Origin of the sequence: Butyrivibrio sp. TB (assembly GCF_900110805.1) — a bacterium.
GTDB classification, from domain to species: domain Bacteria; phylum Bacillota; class Clostridia; order Lachnospirales; family Lachnospiraceae; genus Butyrivibrio; species Butyrivibrio fibrisolvens_C.
This window is the reverse complement of the sequence record NZ_FOER01000009.1, coordinates 90,537-108,271: the sequence shown is the minus strand read 5'-3', so window position 1 is coordinate 108,271 and position 17,735 is coordinate 90,537. Positions and strand designations below refer to the sequence as shown.

The window sequence follows — 17,735 nt, the reverse complement described above, 5'->3', positions numbered from 1 at the left end:
GATGTAAATATTCTAAATATGTATTCTCGTTTTTATTGATACTTTTAGGTAAGCATATACTTTTATAAATAGTAGTATTATGGAGATTTATAGGTATCTAAACAGGAGGAATCTTTGAAGTTAAGTGTAATTGTGCCTGTTTATAATCAGGCTGCAGATGATAAACTTAAGTGGTGCCTTGACAGTCTGGTATCTCAGACTCTTCCCAAGGATCAGTATGAGATAATTGCAATTGATGATTGTTCTACAGACAATTCTTTTAAGATAATGCAGGAATATGAGCGCAGCAATAGCTCTTTTTTTCATGCTATACACTCAGAAACCAATCATCATCAGGGAGGCGCTAAGAACATCGGTCTGGCTATAGCAAAAGGAGAGTGGATCGGATTCATAGATGCAGACGATTGGATCACACCCGATTTTTATGAAAGACTTTTAAGAAAAGCAGAGGAAACCGGGGCTGACATGGTGGGATGTGATTATCATCTTACGCCGGAGCATAGCGACAAGATTGGAAAAGTAGTTCATAATAATAATGATGCTCAGACAGGAATACTTGATAGGGAGAAATACAAAAAACTTATTCTTGATCCGGGAAGTCTTGTTGTCAAAATCTATAAAAGGGATATAATCCTGAAAGGTACATCTGGAAAGATATTTCCGGAAGATATATTCTATGAAGATAATGCTGTGGCCAATACTTGGATGCTTAGGGCTGAGCATTTTGAATATATCCCGGAGCCGATGTATTATTATTACCAACATGATGCATCTACAGTCCATACGATTTCAAGGAAGAATCTTGAGGATCGTAAAGTTGCCGGACGTTTGTTACTCATGGAAGCTATGAAACAAGGATATCTTGAAGATTTCAGACCGGAAATAGAATTTAAATATACGGTTTTATTTTATATAAATACACTTTTTTCTGCCATGCCAAGGTCTCAGCATATAAGAGGATGTTATAGTTTTTCCAGAGATCTTGCCAAAGAGATGAAGCGGACGTTTCCGAATTTTCAGAACAATATATATTATAAGCAGAGAATAGGTGAAGAGGAAAAGAAGCTTATTTCGATGCAGATGAAAAGTCATTTGCTATTTTATATTTATTACAGGATGCTCTGGGCATACAGAGATTTAAGAAAAAAGATAAATCGTTAAAGAGGATCATATGCGTAAAATTTGGAAAGAACTAATGGTTTTGCTTTCAAAAAAGCAGAAACACCAAATGGTTGGGATAATAATACTGATGCTTATTGGTGGCATATTGGAATCATTGGGTATAGCACTTATCTCGCCCATCATGACAGTGGTCATGGATCCGGAAGCAATAGAAAAGAAATGGTTTCTTAGAATTGTATATCATGGACTCCATATTTCTGATGTCACTAGATTTGCAGCGCTTATATTAGGAGCTTTAATAGCTGTATTCGTAATAAAAAATGTATTCCTTTTCTTTATGAACAAGATACAGCTTAAGTTCGTTTTTACCAATCAGTTTGAAACCTCTCAGCGCATGATGGTCAACTTCATCAATAGGCCTTATGAGTATTATCTTAATGCTGATACATCTGTTGTTCAGAGGATGATCACTTCTGATGTTATAAATATGTATGGCCTTATTCTGGCAGTACTTCAGCTTATAAGTGAATTAATAGTATTTGCTTGTATTATTGTTATTCTGCTGATACAGGATACTATAATGACTGTTTTTATAGGAGCGGTTCTTGTATTGACACTTCTTGCCATAAGGAAGTTTATCAAACCAGTCATGAAGAGATCCGGAGAGGAGAACCAGAATTTTTACAGTGGTCTTTTTAAATGGATAAGTGAAGCAGTTATAGGCATTAAAGAAATAAAGATAGCATCAAAAGAAGGCTATTTTGTTGATGAATATTCAAAGTGTGGTAATGGTTACGTTCAGGCTGTGCAGCGTTATAATCTTTTTACAGCAACTCCGCGTCTTTTAATAGAAACTGTTAGCATTGTAGCGATGGTGGGATATATTATAGTGATGGTTCTTAATGGGACTAGTATGAGTGATATTGTTCCTCAACTTGGCGTTCTTGTAGGTGCGGCATCAAGATTACTGCCAAGTGCAAATCGTATCAATAACTACCAGACATCAATCGCATATTTTGAACCCTTCCTTGATAACGTTATGAACAATCTCAGTAATGAGATTCATGATACAAGCATAAAATATGATCCAACAGCGTATAAGCGAGCTATGGAAGCTTCAAAACTTCCTGTAGAAAAAGAAATAAAGCTTGAGGGAATCAAATACCATTATCCTAATTCAACAAACTATGTTTTAGATAATGCTGATATGGCAATACCGGTTGGAAAGTCTGTCGGAATAGTAGGTACGACCGGAGCCGGAAAGACTACTATCGTAGATGTCATGCTCGGTCTATTGCAGATAGAAGGCGGCAAAGTTACAGCAGATGGAGTGGATGTACAGAGTAATTATCAGGGATGGCTTAAGAATGTCGGATATATTCCACAGACTATTTTTATGATAGACAGCACTATTCGTAAGAATGTAGCTTTTGGAATTAAGGATGAAGACATTGATGATGATAAAGTATGGCAGGCTCTTAAAGAGGCTCAGCTTGATACCTATGTAAGAAGTCTTCCGGAAGGTCTGGATACTACTATAGGAGAAAGAGGAATACGCCTTTCAGGCGGCCAGCGTCAGAGAATAGGAATAGCACGTGCTCTTTTTGAAAATCCTGAAGTGCTTGTTCTTGATGAGGCGACTTCTGCTCTTGATGGCGAAACGGAGAAGGCAGTAATGGATTCTATTAATAGCCTTCATGGTCGAAAGACACTTATTATCATCGCACACAGACTTCAGACTATTGAAAAGTGTGATATGGTTTATAGAATTGAAAATGGCAAAGCTATTAAGGAGCGCTGATAAAAAAGCTTTGTCGTTTAAAAAGACACCTTGCAAATGGGGGAGGACTTTATGACAACTAGGAAGAGAGATGCCAATTTTGAGATATTGAGGGTTATTGCCATACTTATGGTATTAACGTTGCATTATCTTTCTCATACAGACCTTCTGCTTAAAACCGGTGAAAAGGCTACAAATCTTCAGCTTGTAGGGCAATTTATAGAATCATTTTGTATTGTAGCGGTTAATGTATGGGTTCTGATAAGTGGTTATTTCCTTTCAAAATCTGATTTTAAGCTTACCAGGATACTTCAGCTTATTGCAGAGGTTTATTTCTACACGCTTTTAGTAACCTTTGCGATGCAGGTTGTTAATACTGCTAATGTTGCTAGGACTGACAGAATTTTTAAAACAACTCAGTTCCTATTTCCGATATCTTCGGAGCATTATTCTTTTGCAACGGCATATATACTTCTATATGTTATAGCTCCGATTCTTAATAAAGGTGTTTTGTATTTAACAAGAAAACAGCTCAAAGCGTCTATAATAGGCCTTCTTATTATGTTTTGTCTTATTAAGAGTATAATACCTGTTAATTTTCCAACTGATATGATGGGATATAATCTTGACTGGTATATATGTCTGTACCTTATTGCAGCATATATTAGAAAATATAATGTAAGAATTGTTAATAGTCCAAAAACAAGCGTTTTACTTTATGTAGGTGCATCCGTTTTAAGCTTCGCAGTAGCTGTTTTTTTCCATGAATTGAATTATAAAACCGGAAGATTTATCTATTATTCAGGCGTTACTTTTCACTATAATTTCATTCTCTGCCTTATTGGTGCATTGGGCCTTTTTTCAACATTTAGATATATTAAAGTTAAAGAGGGATATGTTGCTAAGTTTGCAAGGCTCCTGGCTCCATTTAGTTTTGGAATATATCTTCTTCATGAACATCTTGAAATAAGAGATAGATGGGTAGAGTGGATGAAGGGGATATATGGCAATGTACCTGCAACAATTCCGGGAATGGCAGGCCATTTGATATCATGCATACTGACACTGTTTGTAAGCTGTGTATTTGTAGATTGGATCAGAAGTGTGATATTTGAATTTGTAGAAAGAGTATGCGTTAATACAAAGTTCTGGAAGAAGCTAATGGATATAGACAAGGAGCTTAAGGCTGATGAAAAATGACAGGCTACGAGATAAGGTATATTCAAAACTAAAAAAGTTTCAACCTATATCAGAACAATTTCTTTTTCCAATATTGCTTCTGATATTTCCTTTTGTATCCATAGATCAGGGACTTGATATCAGTGATACCCTTTATAGCCTTGGTAATTATGAATTTTATGAACTGATGGATACAAATTGGAAGCTCTCTATAATCATTCCGAGTGCTTTTGGACATCTTTTGACTTTTCTTCCTGGAGCGGGAACTGTTCTTGGAATGAAGATTTATACAACCTTAGTAATAAGCGCTATGGCGCTTTTGGTTTATTATGGTCTTAAGACTGTAATTCCAGGATGGATGTTATTTACTGGTGAATGGATTGCTGAAAGTGTATGCTGGTGTCCTAGTGCAATTCTTTACAATTACATGACGTATTTTTTTATGACATTTGGCATACTTTTTTTACTTTCGGCTATTATGACTGCAGAAGGAGCCAAGCAGAAAAGAAGATTATTTCTTGCAGGGGTATTATTGGGAATAAATGTGGCAGTAAGACTTCCCAATGTACTCGAAGCAGGATTTATATTAGTTTTATGGTTTGCTGATTTTTTAGAAAAAAAGAAATTAAGAGATTCTGTAAGGAGTACCATTGTTTGCATAGGTGGTTATGTGACTGGGGCAGGAGTATGCATCTGTGGAACAGTGCTGGCTTATGGCCTTGCTTCTTACGGAGCTATGATAAACTGGTTGTTTGGAATTGCTAATGATTCACAGAGTACTCATGGGACATCATATACACTAAGGACTACTATAGAAGCATACGGTCATACATTTAATGTCATGATTATTATGATTCCGTGCATAGTTGCAGGTGTGATACTATTTAAACTTAGATTCAAAAAAGTATGGATGTTAAGGCTTGCTAAAATTTTATATATTATAGGTATATTCGTACTTGTAAGATATTATTTTGCAGAAGGCGTATTTACGACTAATTACTATTATTATGATTCTATGTTTCAGGCAGCTATGATGTTCATAATACTGAGCGGAGTAATGGACGTTTTAGATATAATTTCAGGTATTATGGATAGACTAGGTTATGTATCTTTTATGCCGGGAACAAATGGTGAAAGAATATTTGCGATGGTATCAATTCTAATAATATTGATAACACCGCTTGGAAGTGATAATTACACATTTCCACTTGTTAATAATCTGATTTTGGTGGCGCCAATAACTCTTACTCAGTTAAGGCGTGTGATACGAAGATCAAGGGGCGGTGCTGTACATTTTCCATGGCATGCAATGGCCTTGATGGTAGTAGTAGTATTGCTTATTCAAGGTACTTTGTTTAAGTATGGATTTTCTTTTATAGACGGAATGGATGGAACAAGACGAGATATCAGAATGTCATCAGAAATTCCCAAGGCAGCAGGACTTGAAACAACAGCAGATAATGCCGTTGAACTTATTAAGTTGTATAATGTGCTGAAAGATAATGGGCTTTTAGAGTATAAGCTTTTGCAGTTTGGTAATGCTCCGGGGATGTCTTACCTATTTGATATGGAACCAGCTATTTATACAACATGGCCCATGCTGGCAAGTAACAGGATAGAGGACTTTGATCATGCGCTTATGAATATGACAGATTATCCTGTAATAGTAACTGATGCTGATATAGATGGTGTAGGATACGGTGTTAGCGATAAATTGGACATATTGATGGACTATATTGCTTCGAATGATTATAATATTATCTTTGAAGATGAAAAATATGTGGTATATGCGATATCGTAAAAACAGTAAAATTAGGAGTATTTTTAATTATCATGGAAACAACAAAGAAAAAAGATATTTTTGACAGGATCATGGCACTTCCTGTTCTTAATATATTTGAACCCTTTTATAAAAAGTATAAGGAAGCACTATTATATTTGTTTTTTGGAGGATTAGCTTTCTTTTTAAGCATCTTTCTTTACTGGTTTATGTCTGCTGTTATGCATCTTAACGCACTAGTTAATAACACTATAGACTGGATCATATGTGTAGCTTTTCAGTTTTTTACTAACAGAACCTGGGTATTCGATGGCAAAGTTGAAAGCACAGAAGAGTTCTTAAAACAGGCAAAAGATTTTACTTTAGGAAGAGTATTTACACTTGTTGTTGAAAATGCAATAATTTTCATTTTCTTTACAAATCTGGGTTTCAAGGAAATGCCTGTAAAGCTTGTAGCTACCTTCGTAGTTATTGTACTTAATTATGTTATAAGCAAGTTGTTTGTTTTCAAAAAAGGAGAATAAGCTTATGAATGACAATTTTATACCTTTTAACATCCCTCCTTATACAGGTAAAGAAATGGACTACATCCGCGAATGTGTGGATAACCAGAAGATCTGCGGTGATGGTGAATTTACTGCAAGAGACAATGAATGGATTGAGAAGAAGACGGGTGTAACTAAGGCACTTCTTACAACCTCGTGTACACACGCTACAGAGATGGCAGCAATTCTTTGTGATATCAAAGAAGGCGACGAAGTAATCATGCCTTCATATACATTCGTTTCAACAGCTAATGCATTTGTTCTTAGAGGCGCTACAGTTGTATTTGTTGATATCAGACCTGATACAATGAATATTGATGAAAATAAGATAGAAGCAGCGATCACTCCTAAGACAAGAGCAATTGTCCCTGTTCACTATGCCGGTGTAGCCTGTGAGATGGACACTATCATGGATATAGCAAAGCGTCACAATCTTGTTGTTATCGAAGATGCAGCGCAGGGTGTTATGGCTTCATATAAAGGCAAAGCTCTTGGGGCTATCGGGGATTTTGGTAACTATTCATTCCATGAGACCAAGAATTACAGCATGGGTGAAGGCGGAGCGCTTCTACTTCGCGATGAGACGTATGTTAATGATGCTATTATCATACGTGAGAAAGGTACTAACCGTACTCTTTATAAACTTGGTAAGGTTGATAAATATTCCTGGATTGAGCCAGGTTCATCATTCCTTCCAAGTGATATGAACGCAGCATATCTTTATGCACAGCTTCAGATGGCAGATGAGATCAATAATGCACGTATGGATCATTGGAACAGATATTTTGAAGCATTAAGACCGCTTGAAGAAAAGGGATTTATCGAACTTCCTGTAGTTCCTGAAGGCTGTGTACATAATGCCCATATGTTCTATATTAAGTGTAAGGATTTTGAAGAAAGACAGGGACTTATTGAATATTTGAAGAGTAACTGTATACTCCCAGCTTCTCACTATGTGCCTCTTCATTCCTCAAAAGCAGGTCTTAAATATACAAGATTTCATGGTGAAGACGTGTATACAACCAAGGAAAGCAACAGGCTCCTTCGCCTTCCTATGTATTACAAGCTTCGAAACGATGAGATTGACGAAGTTGTTAACAGAGTGAAGCTGTACTATAAGTTCAGCTGAATAGTCATTGTTTGAAAATGATATAATATCAAATTTAGATATTAAAAAACGATCAATATATATAGTTGTTGTGGAGGATAAAGGTTGCAAAGCAATAAAAAGAGAGTTCTTTTAAATATATGCATAGCAGCTGGAATCACTGCAGTAATAATGCTGATGATTGCGGCATTATTTGATTACTATTTTGATCTTAATGATGATGTGCTAATGAAGGACCTGCTTAGCGGAAGCTATATAGGGAAACCTGCAGCACATAATATACAGATGCTGTATCCTATCAGTGCTCTGATAAGTCTAATATACAGACTTTTTAGAAAAACTAATGTATACGGCATCTTTTTATGCCTATGTCAATGTTCATGTATGTTTATGATCCTTCATAGGACTATAAACCTGGAAAAAGATACGATTGTAAAGTTTATTGCTGTTATTGCTGAGGTACTTATGTATATTGGATGTCTGACCGGACATCTGATATATGTTCAGTACACCTTTACAGTTGCTATGATGGCAGGAACGGCAGCATTTCTGGTAATTACTGGAAATGGTAAGAAAAACAGGGCTTTAGTATGTATCATTCTTTGGATTTCTTTTTTGGTACGCTCAGAGATGCTTCTTTTAATGCTTCCTATTGCCGGAATGGCTTGGGGCTACAGATTTATCAGTGATTTCGGAGAAGAAAAAAAGAAAGAGATAAGAACTATTTATATACGTTGGGCTCTGGTTCTTTTTACCGGATTGATAATATGTAAAGGTGTTGATGTACTTGCTTACAGTTCTGACAGATGGACTGAGTTTAGAAAACTGTTTGATTCTCGAACTGAATTGTATGATTATCAGACCATCCCGGATTATGAAACTAACAGGGATTTTTATGAGTCGATTGGTCTTGATGAGGCAGAGGTTGAACTTTTGTTCAATTACAACTTCGGCCTTGATGAAGAGATTGATTCAAAGACCATGTTGAAGGTAGCAGAGTATGCAAAGTCGATAAAAGAAGAGACACCAATGCCGCAGAGAATCAAAGCAGCATTTTCGAAGTATTTGTACAGGTTACATCATTTTAGCTTACAGGAAAGCTTTGAATATCCTCAGACAGATGCTCCGTGGAATATTATCATTCTTATCATGTACCTTAGCATCTGTATTTCTGCATTATCAAGAAAAAAAGATAGTTTTATTAAAATTGCTTTTCTTATTGCTTTATTTGTTGTTAGATCACTTCTGTGGATGTACATTTTGGTGGGCGAAAGAGATCCTATAAGAATCACACATGGTCTAATGTTTGCAGAGATGGCTCTTTTACTTGGAATTATGATGAATAATATTTCGAGTAATTCCTGGAAAGTACATATAAGAACAGGACTTATATTCGTGTCCGTAATTTCTGCAATATATGTTCCGAACAATATGACTATATCACAGATGGAAGCTGTAGACAGAAAACGGGTCAATGAGCCATATCTAGAGCTGTATAAGTATATTGATGATAAACCGGAAAACTTTTACTGGATAGATGTGTATTCATCAGTATCATATTCTGAGAAGATGTTTGCAAACACAGATAACAGCCTGGATAATTTTGATATACTAGGTGGGTGGGCGTGTAAGAGCCCTTTGCAGACTACAAAGCTCGAAGCCTTTGGATTTGAAGATATTCAGTCATCACTTTTATCATCTAATGTATATTTTGTGGTAAAAAGTGAGTATTCGACTGATTGGCTTGTGTCATATTATAATAATAAGGGTATTGATATAGAGCTAAGCGAAATTGATATGGTTGCTGATACCTTCAAGATTATAAAAGTAAATGAAAAGAGATGAACTCTAATGAAAAAACTTATCAGCTATGTAATTCCATGTTACAGATCTGAAAATACACTTTCAGGTGTAATAGATGAACTTAATGAAGCTATGAAAAAAATGACAGATGAATATGACTATGAAATCATCTGTGTAAATGATGGGTCTCCTGATGAAACTTGGAAAGTTATCAGAAGATTGTGTAGCCTTAACAAAAATATGACAGGTATTAATTTTGCTAAAAACTTCGGCCAGCATGCTGCGCTGATGGCTGGACTTAATAAGACTAAAGGCGATATTGTAGTATGCCTTGATGATGATGGCCAGACACCTGCATGTGAAGTAGATAAGCTTATCAAGGCAATAGAACAGGGAGCAGATGCTGCTTATGCAAGATATGAACATAAGAAACATTCAGCTTTTAGAAATTTTGGCTCTGCGATGAATGAATGGATGCTTCATATCATGCTTAATAAGCCTAATGAACTGTTTGTGTCTAGTTATTTTGCTGTTAGGCGATTTGTTGTTAATGAGATGTGTAAATATAAGGGATCATATCCTTATGTAATAGGTCTCGTACTGCGTACTACAAATAATATAGTTAATGTTGATATAAACCACAGGGCAAGAACAGAAGGAACAAGTGGTTATAATCTGATAAAGCTCCTTAGACTTTGGATGAATGGATTTACAGCCTTTTCTATTCAGCCTCTTAGAATTGCAACTTTTTCCGGCAGTGCCTTTGCTGTGCTGGGTTTTGTTTATGGCATATATACCATAATTAAGAAATTAGTTCTTGGTGATCAATTGGATGTGCTCCCACTTGGCTTTAGTGCTCTTATGTCAGTAATGGTATTTATGGGTGGAATCCTGATGCTCATGGTGGGAATGGCAGGTGAATATATAGGAAGATCTTATATATCACTTAATAATGATCCTCAGTTTGTCATACGAGACATAGAAGGAGCTGGAAGTACTGAGAATGTTACGGACAAGAAATCAGAGTTATATGAATCTGATGCAGGTACCGATATCTAAGGATTGATAATATGTCAAAAAAGACTTTTGAAAGAAGAAAAATATGGGCTTATGCATATGGCATATTGCTTTCTTTGGCACTTGTATTTGGATATCAGCTTGAATCACAAGATCATCTGACTCTTGGTAAGGTATCGGATCTGTTGATTTTTGCAGGTTTATCGGTGGTAATTGGAACTATAGTTAATTCTTTTTATAAGATGATGGACCGGAAGAAATCAGACTCAGACAAGCCTATCATGCCTTTAGACGCAGATGTTTTAGATAGTACTGGTAAACGGAGCGATGAACTTACATATTTCTTTAAAATATGGCTTATCTTGTTTGCTATACAATTGCCAGTGCTTATTGCGGATTTTCCAGGCTTTTTTTGCTATGATGCAGCAGATGAGCTCAACCAGGTTCTTACAAGGGAATTTTCCAATCATCATCCTTTGATTCATGTTCTTTTACTAGGAGGAACAATTGCCTTTGGACATAAGGTCACAGGATCCTGGAATGCCGGAATATGCATGTATATGATATTTCAGGCACTTATTATGACTGCGATATTTGCCTATCTTATAACTTTTATTAAAAGATGTAGAGTTTCAAAAACTTGCAGGATCATATCAATACTATTTATGGGGCTTTTTCCGACAATAGTAATGTATACCTGGTGTTCCACAAAAGATGGATTGTTCTCTGCCTTTTTATTATTATTTGTTTTAAAACTGTTACAATTATCAGAAAAACCTGAGATTTTCTTTAAAAACAAAATAGGGATAAGTGTGATGATGTTTTCGGCTGTTATGGTATGCCTGTTTAGACATAACGGTTTTTATGCATATATCGTATTTATTCCTATCGCGCTAATTGTTTTTAAGAAGTATTGGAAAAAGATGCTGATACTGCTATTGCTTCCGGCAATTGTAAGCGTGATATTAGATAGTGGAATGACACTTGTCTTTGATGCGGATAGTGGTGAACATCAGGAGATGCTTACAGTTTCAATAACACAGCTGGCAAGAACGTGGAATAGTAGTCCTGAAGCTTTTTCGGCAGAAGATGAAGAAACGCTGTTCTCTTATATTCCTGAAAGAGCACTTTTGGCGTATGAACCAAGAGTGTCAGATTATATGAAATCATTTTTCAATAATGATACATATGATAGAGATTCAGCATCCTACTGGAAACTATGGTTTAAGATGCTTAAGGGGCATCCTGTTACTTATGTGAATGCTTGGTTTATGACAAGCTATGGATATTGGTATCCTTTTGCGGTGTTTAACTCATACAAAGGACATCAACTCTATAATATTACTTATGAGGACAGCAGTTATTTTGAATACGAAGTTGAACCTCCGGGAGAGAGAGTTGTCTTGATTAAATGGATTGACAGATTATATTATAAGATGTCTCTTACCCCGTTCCAACAAGTAACACCAATTGTTTCACTACTTTTTGCACCAGCCTTTTATTTTTGGGTATGGGCATTTATACTAGTATATGCGTTACGTAATCGAAAACTCAGAGCCGTAATACCACTTACTCCTGTTGTGCTGGTATGGCTAACAGTTCTTCTGGGACCTGTTTACGTTGTGAGATACGTGATAATCTTGTGGTATATTATTCCGCTTATGCCGGTTATCTATAACAGGATAAAAAATAATAGTTTATAGACTTATGCAGAGGTTACCTATAAATGGGAGATAAAAAGATAAAGACAGGCTTTAATAAAGCTAAATTTTATAGACGTCTTGTACTTATAATCTACGATATTATAAGCATTATTGCTACCAGTTATCTGGCAGTTTTAGTAAGGTATGATTTTCATATTACAAGTGTACCTGAACATTTCATAACTCCTATTAATGAGTTTCTTGCTATAAATATTGTTATCACTATCTTGATATTTGCAGCATTTAGGTTATATGACAGCTTATGGGCATTTGCAGGTGAGATGGAACTTCAGAACCTTGTGGTATCATGTACTATCTCCGGAGTGGTCAATGCGATAGGACTCCAGTTCTTCAAGATTGAGAAACAGCCTGTTCCTCAGAGCTATTACTTTTTGTATACATTTCTGCTTGTAATATTTATATTTGTTAGCAGATTTTCATATAGGTTTTTAAGAACACAAAAGCATAAGCGTGAAAAGAGTCAGGATGTGTCCTCTGTTATGGTAATAGGCGCAGGAGAAGCTGCTAATGTCATCATCAAAGAGATCGTAAACAGCCTCTATCTTACAATGCAGGTTAAGTGCATCATAGACGATGATCCCAATAAATGGGGCAGATACATTCAGGGAGTCCGCGTTGTTGGCGGAAGAGATAAGATCAAGGAATGTGCAGACCTTTTTGAGATAGATCAGATCATACTTGCAATTCCTTCTGCTCCAAGGAAAGAGATCAGTAAGATCCTCGATATATGTAAAGAGACTAACTGCGAACTCAAAACCCTTCCCGGTGTATACCAGCTTGTTAATGGTGATGTTAATGTATCAAGACTTCACAATGTTGAGATTGAAGACCTACTAGGAAGAGATCCTGTTACAGTTGACATAGACTCTATCCTTGGATACGTGAAGGGCAAGGTTGTATGCGTAACCGGCGGTGGTGGATCTATAGGAAGTGAGCTTTGCAGGCAGATTGCAGGGCATGACCCCAAACAGCTCATCATAATTGATATATATGAGAACAACGCTTATGACATCCAGCAGGAGCTTAAGAAAAAGTATCCCGAGCTTGATCTTCAGGTACTCATAGCATCAGTTCGTAATACCAACAGAGTCAACTGGATATTCGAGCATTACAGACCTCAGATCGTATACCATGCGGCAGCTCACAAGCATGTGCCGCTTATGGAGGATAGCCCTAACGAAGCTATCAAGAACAATGTATTTGGTACTTTCAAGACTGCCATGGCAGCAGCTCAGAATGGCTGTGAGAAGTTTGTAATGATATCCACAGATAAGGCTGTTAACCCTACTAATATAATGGGTGCAAGTAAGCGTATCTGCGAGATGATCATACAGACCTTCAACAGGCATTATGATACAGAATTTGTTGCAGTAAGATTTGGTAATGTACTTGGATCTAATGGTAGTGTTATACCTCTTTTTAAGAAGCAGATAGCAGCAGGAGGCCCAGTAACAGTTACTGATCCTAACATCATCAGATACTTTATGACAATACCTGAAGCTGTATCCCTTGTCCTTCAGGCAGGGGCTTATGCTAAAGGCGGTGAGATATTCGTCCTTGATATGGGAGAACCTGTAAGGATACTGGATCTTGCGGAGAACCTTATAAAGCTCTCCGGCTTTAAGGTAGGAGAAGATATCAAGATCGAGTTCACTGGCCTTCGCCCGGGCGAGAAGCTCTACGAAGAGATGCTTATGGATGAAGAGGGACTTCAGGATACAGCCAACAAGATGATCCACATCGGTAAGCCTATTGACGTAGATGAGAGCAGGTTCTTTGAAGACCTTGAGAAGCTCAATCATGCATCCAAGGCAGAATCTGCCAATATAAGGAATATCGTACAGGAGATAGTCACAACCTATCATCCTAATATTAATGACGCCGAGCAGCACTCCGCGGAGCATGTAAGAGAGCTACAGCGCGTAGCTGCCAAGATCAATGCGACTGATTAAGAATCTGTATTTAGTTTTTTGATATTTTATGGATTTGTAACGAATCTGATTTAAAAAACTATAACTCTTGGGCTATAACTAATAAATTATGAAAAGAGGATACATATATGTCTAAGAATTTTGAAGGCATAAAACCTTTTGAAAAGAAAATCTGGCTTTCATCTCCTACAATGCATGGAGAAGAGCTTGAATATGTCAAAGAAGCTTTTGATACCAACTGGCTGTCTACAGTTGGTAAGAATATAAATGAGTGTGAGCGTATGGTGGCAGAGTATGTAGGCTGCAAATACGCAGTAGCACTAAGCGCAGGAACTGCAGCCTTACACCTGTGTGTGAAGCTTGCCGGAGAGAAGCTCTACGGCATGGCCAAGCCTAATGAAGGTACATTAAAAGGTCACAAGGTCTTTTGTTCAGACATGACCTTCGACGCTACAGTTAATCCTGTTGCCTATGAAGACGGCGAAGCAGTATTTATAGATACTGAGCGCGATACCTGGAATATGGATCCTGTTGCCCTTAAGAAGGCATTTGAGATATATCCTGATGTTAAGCTAGTTGTTATCGCTCATTTGTATGGAACACCTGGTAAGATTGATGAGATAAGAGCTATCTGCGATGAGCACGGAGCTCTTATTGTAGAGGATGCTGCAGAATCCCTTGGAGCTACCTATAAGGGAGTACAGACAGGAAATTTTGGAGATTACAATGCGATCTCTTTTAACGGCAATAAGATAATCACAGGTTCATCAGGTGGTATGTTCCTTACAGATAGTAAGGACGACTGTGACAAAGTCCGCAAATGGTCAACCCAGAGCCGTGAGGATGCTCCCTGGTATCAGCATGAAGAAGTTGGATACAACTACCGTATGAGTAATATCATAGCAGGTATTGTAAGAGGTCAGATCAACCATCTTGATGAGCACATAGCTCAGAAGAAGGCTATATATGAACGCTATAAAGAAGGCTTTAAGGATCTTCCTGTATCGATGAATCCTTATGATGAGACATGCTCTACCCCTAACTTCTGGCTTAGCTGCATGCTTATAGACAAGGATGCAATGTGTAAACAGGTAAGAGGCGAGAAAGAAGCTCTTTATATAAGCGAAGAAGGTAAGTCCTGTCCTACGCAGATTCTTGAAGCAATCCAGAAGTTCAATGCAGAAGGACGCCCTATCTGGAAGCCTATGCATATGCAGCCTATTTATAGAAACAATCCTTTTATTACAGCAAATGGTAATGGAAGAGCCGTAACCAATGCTTATATCGATGAGGGAGAAGCTCTTGATGTTGGCAATGATATCTTTGAGCGTGGCCTGTGCCTTCCTTCAGATAACAAGATGACACCTGATGAGCAGGATGTGATCATTGAGATAGTTAGAAGGTGTTTTGATAAGTAAATGAGTATGAAAAATAATTCATTTTATTCTACATATGTGAAAAGATTTCTGGATATAGTGATATCACTTATGGTTATCGTACTTCTTTGCTGGTTGTATGCTATTCTTGCGCTACTGGTAAGGACAAAACTTGGCTCACCGGTTCTTTTTAAACAAGATCGTCCGGGATATAAAGGGAAGGTATTTAAACTATACAAGTTTAGAACTATGACAGATGAAAGAGACGCTGAGGGCAATCTTCTTCCTGATGAGATAAGACTTACTAAATTTGGAAAATGGCTTAGATCAACAAGTCTTGATGAAATTCCTGAATTTTTAAATATCCTTAAAGGCGACATGAGTTTCATTGGACCAAGACCTCTTCTGGTCCAGTACTTACCATTGTATTCTCCTGAACAGGCAAGACGTCATGACGTAAGGCCTGGACTTACGGGATATGCGCAGGCTCATGGACGCAATGCAATCAGCTGGGCTAGAAAATTTGAGCTGGATGTCTGGTATGTTGATCATATTAGTTTTGTAACGGATGTGAAGATAATAATTGATACGATCAAAACTGTTATAAAAAAAGAAGGTATAAGCAGTGCTACATCTGCGACAATGGAGCCTTTTAACGGACATAACTGATTCTGTTATGAGAAGCTGATATGTCATTTGGGATAATTAAAAAATATGGGAGATTATCTTATGAAAATATTGTTTACTTCTGTTGGACGTCGTGTAGAACTAATACAGGCGTTTCGAAGTGCAGCCAAGAGACTGGCAGTAGACATTACGATAATTGGAGCAGATCTTGTTACTGATGCACCTGCTCTTTATTTTTGTGATGAACATCTTCAGGTTGTTAGAATAAGCGATCCGTTGTATATTCCGAATCTTGTTGAGTACTGTGCTGAGAATAAGATTGATTGTTTGATTCCAACAATAGATACAGATTTAAATTTATTGGCCATAAACAAGCATAAATTTGAAGCTGTTGGAACTAAGGTTTTGATTAGTGCAGTTGATAAAGTTAAACTTTGCAGAGATAAAAATTATACTGCAGACTATTTTATCTCACTTGGACTTAAGTCGCCAAAGCCCGTAAACAGTGTAGAAAAGTTTGAGGAAGCGATGATGCAGGGGCAAGTGTCTTTTCCGGCATTTATTAAACCCAAAGATGGAAGTTCCTCAATTGATGCATATAAGGTTAATAATTTAGAGGATCTCAATGTTTATGCCCAAAAGATAGGTGATTATATAATACAGCCATTTATAAGCGGCAGAGAATATACAATAGATATATTCGGAGATTATGAAGGGAATCCTGTATTTATAACTCCCAGAGAGAGACTTGCAGTAAGATCAGGTGAAGTCTTAAAGACAAGGATCACGCAGGATCACAAGATGATCGAAGAGATGAAAGTCCTTTGCGCTGATTTCAAGCCTTGCGGACAAATTACTGTTCAGCTGATCCGTGAAGAATCAACCGGGGATGACTATTACATAGAGATAAATCCAAGATTTGGAGGTGGAGCTCCACTTTCTATAAAGGCAGGAGCTGATAGTGCAGAAGCAGTAATCAGAATGCTTTTGGGGCAGAGCCTTAGCTATAGTGAAGGCGCTGCAAGAGATGGAGCTATATACAGCAGATTTGATCAGAGCATCTGTATTAATCCATAAACTATTTAGATATGATACAGGTACGAATAAAAAATGATAACAATAAATAGTATTTTAGAAGTTCAAGATTATATAGATGATTATGAAGGGATTATTTTTGACCTTGATGATACACTTTATGGCGAAAAACAATATGTAAGAAGCGGATATAAAGAGGTAGCGTCAGTAATCCCACAGGTTGATAGAGCATATGACAAGCTGTATGAAGCTTTTTTGAGACATGAAAATGCAATTGATGTTGTTTTAGCATCAGCTGGAATTGACTCTGAAGAAGTTAAGGCGTTATGTCTAAAAAAATATCGTTACCAGAAACCTGATATCAACTTGTATGAAGGCGTCGATGACTTACTTGCTGCTATCAGAAAGTCTCGTAAGAAGATAGGTATTATAACAGATGGCAGACCGGAAGGGCAGCGAGCCAAAATAAAAGCACTTGGCCTTGAAAAAATGGTCGATCATATTATTATCACAGATGAACTTGGTGGAATAGATTTTAGAAAGCCTTGCCCTGTTGCATTTAAAAAAATGCATGAGATCATGGGAGTGCCATATGAGAAACTAGTTTACATAGGTGATAACATGCATAAAGATTTTATCGCTCCACTTGAACTTGGAATGGGAGCTATTCATTTCAAAAATGTTGATGGATTATATTATTCTAAATGA

At 37.0% G+C, this 17,735-nt stretch carries 14 protein-coding genes; all 14 read left to right on the top strand.

Annotated elements, in window-relative coordinates:
* Positions 1-114: 114 nt before the first annotated feature.
* Complete coding sequence (locus BMX21_RS07895; RefSeq protein WP_092043152.1) at positions 115-1,161, top strand: glycosyltransferase family 2 protein; 1,047 nt, start codon at positions 115-117, stop codon at positions 1,159-1,161.
* 10 nt (positions 1,162-1,171) lie between these two features.
* On the top strand, positions 1,172-2,923 hold the full coding sequence (locus tag BMX21_RS07890) for an ABC transporter ATP-binding protein (protein WP_027203304.1): 1,752 nt from the start codon (positions 1,172-1,174) through the stop codon (positions 2,921-2,923).
* A gap of 51 nt (positions 2,924-2,974) precedes the next feature.
* Positions 2,975-4,102, top strand: a complete 1,128-nt coding sequence (locus tag BMX21_RS07885) for an acyltransferase (RefSeq protein WP_177173971.1) — start codon at positions 2,975-2,977, stop codon at positions 4,100-4,102.
* Entirely contained in the window at positions 4,092-5,882 is a 1,791-nt protein-coding gene (locus BMX21_RS07880) for a hypothetical protein (RefSeq protein ID WP_092043147.1), read from the top strand. The genes BMX21_RS07885 and BMX21_RS07880 overlap by 11 nt, the downstream gene beginning before the upstream one ends.
* Before the next feature lie 32 nt (positions 5,883-5,914).
* On the top strand, positions 5,915-6,385 hold the full coding sequence (locus tag BMX21_RS07875) for a GtrA family protein (RefSeq protein ID WP_092043144.1): 471 nt from the start codon (positions 5,915-5,917) through the stop codon (positions 6,383-6,385).
* Between the two features lie 4 nt (positions 6,386-6,389).
* A complete protein-coding gene (rffA, locus tag BMX21_RS07870; RefSeq protein WP_092043141.1) occupies positions 6,390-7,535 on the top strand; it encodes a dTDP-4-amino-4,6-dideoxygalactose transaminase in 1,146 nt (381 codons plus the stop codon).
* Between the two features lie 84 nt (positions 7,536-7,619).
* Positions 7,620-9,359, top strand: coding sequence for a hypothetical protein (locus BMX21_RS07865; protein ID WP_092043138.1), 1,740 nt, complete (start codon positions 7,620-7,622; stop codon positions 9,357-9,359).
* A 6-nt stretch (positions 9,360-9,365) separates the two neighbouring features.
* Positions 9,366-10,376 (top strand): glycosyltransferase family 2 protein, encoded by a 1,011-nt coding sequence (locus tag BMX21_RS07860; protein ID WP_092043135.1) that lies wholly within the window; start codon positions 9,366-9,368, stop codon positions 10,374-10,376.
* Positions 10,377-10,387: 11 nt separating this feature from the next.
* On the top strand, positions 10,388-12,037 hold the full coding sequence (locus BMX21_RS07855; protein ID WP_092043132.1) for a DUF6020 family protein: 1,650 nt from the start codon (positions 10,388-10,390) through the stop codon (positions 12,035-12,037).
* Between the two features lie 23 nt (positions 12,038-12,060).
* A complete protein-coding gene (locus tag BMX21_RS07850) occupies positions 12,061-14,010 on the top strand; it encodes a polysaccharide biosynthesis protein (protein WP_092043129.1) in 1,950 nt (649 codons plus the stop codon).
* A gap of 107 nt (positions 14,011-14,117) precedes the next feature.
* The gene (locus BMX21_RS07845) at positions 14,118-15,407 is read left to right on the top strand and encodes a DegT/DnrJ/EryC1/StrS family aminotransferase (RefSeq protein WP_177173970.1); all 1,290 of its coding nucleotides are present in this window, start codon (positions 14,118-14,120) and stop codon (positions 15,405-15,407) included.
* 6 nt (positions 15,408-15,413) lie between these two features.
* Complete coding sequence (locus BMX21_RS07840; RefSeq protein ID WP_092043197.1) at positions 15,414-16,034, top strand: sugar transferase; 621 nt, start codon at positions 15,414-15,416, stop codon at positions 16,032-16,034.
* A gap of 60 nt (positions 16,035-16,094) precedes the next feature.
* The gene (locus BMX21_RS07835; RefSeq protein WP_092043127.1) at positions 16,095-17,069 is read left to right on the top strand and encodes an ATP-grasp domain-containing protein; all 975 of its coding nucleotides are present in this window, start codon (positions 16,095-16,097) and stop codon (positions 17,067-17,069) included.
* A 33-nt stretch (positions 17,070-17,102) separates the two neighbouring features.
* Entirely contained in the window at positions 17,103-17,735 is a 633-nt protein-coding gene (locus BMX21_RS07830) for an HAD family hydrolase (RefSeq protein ID WP_092043124.1), read from the top strand.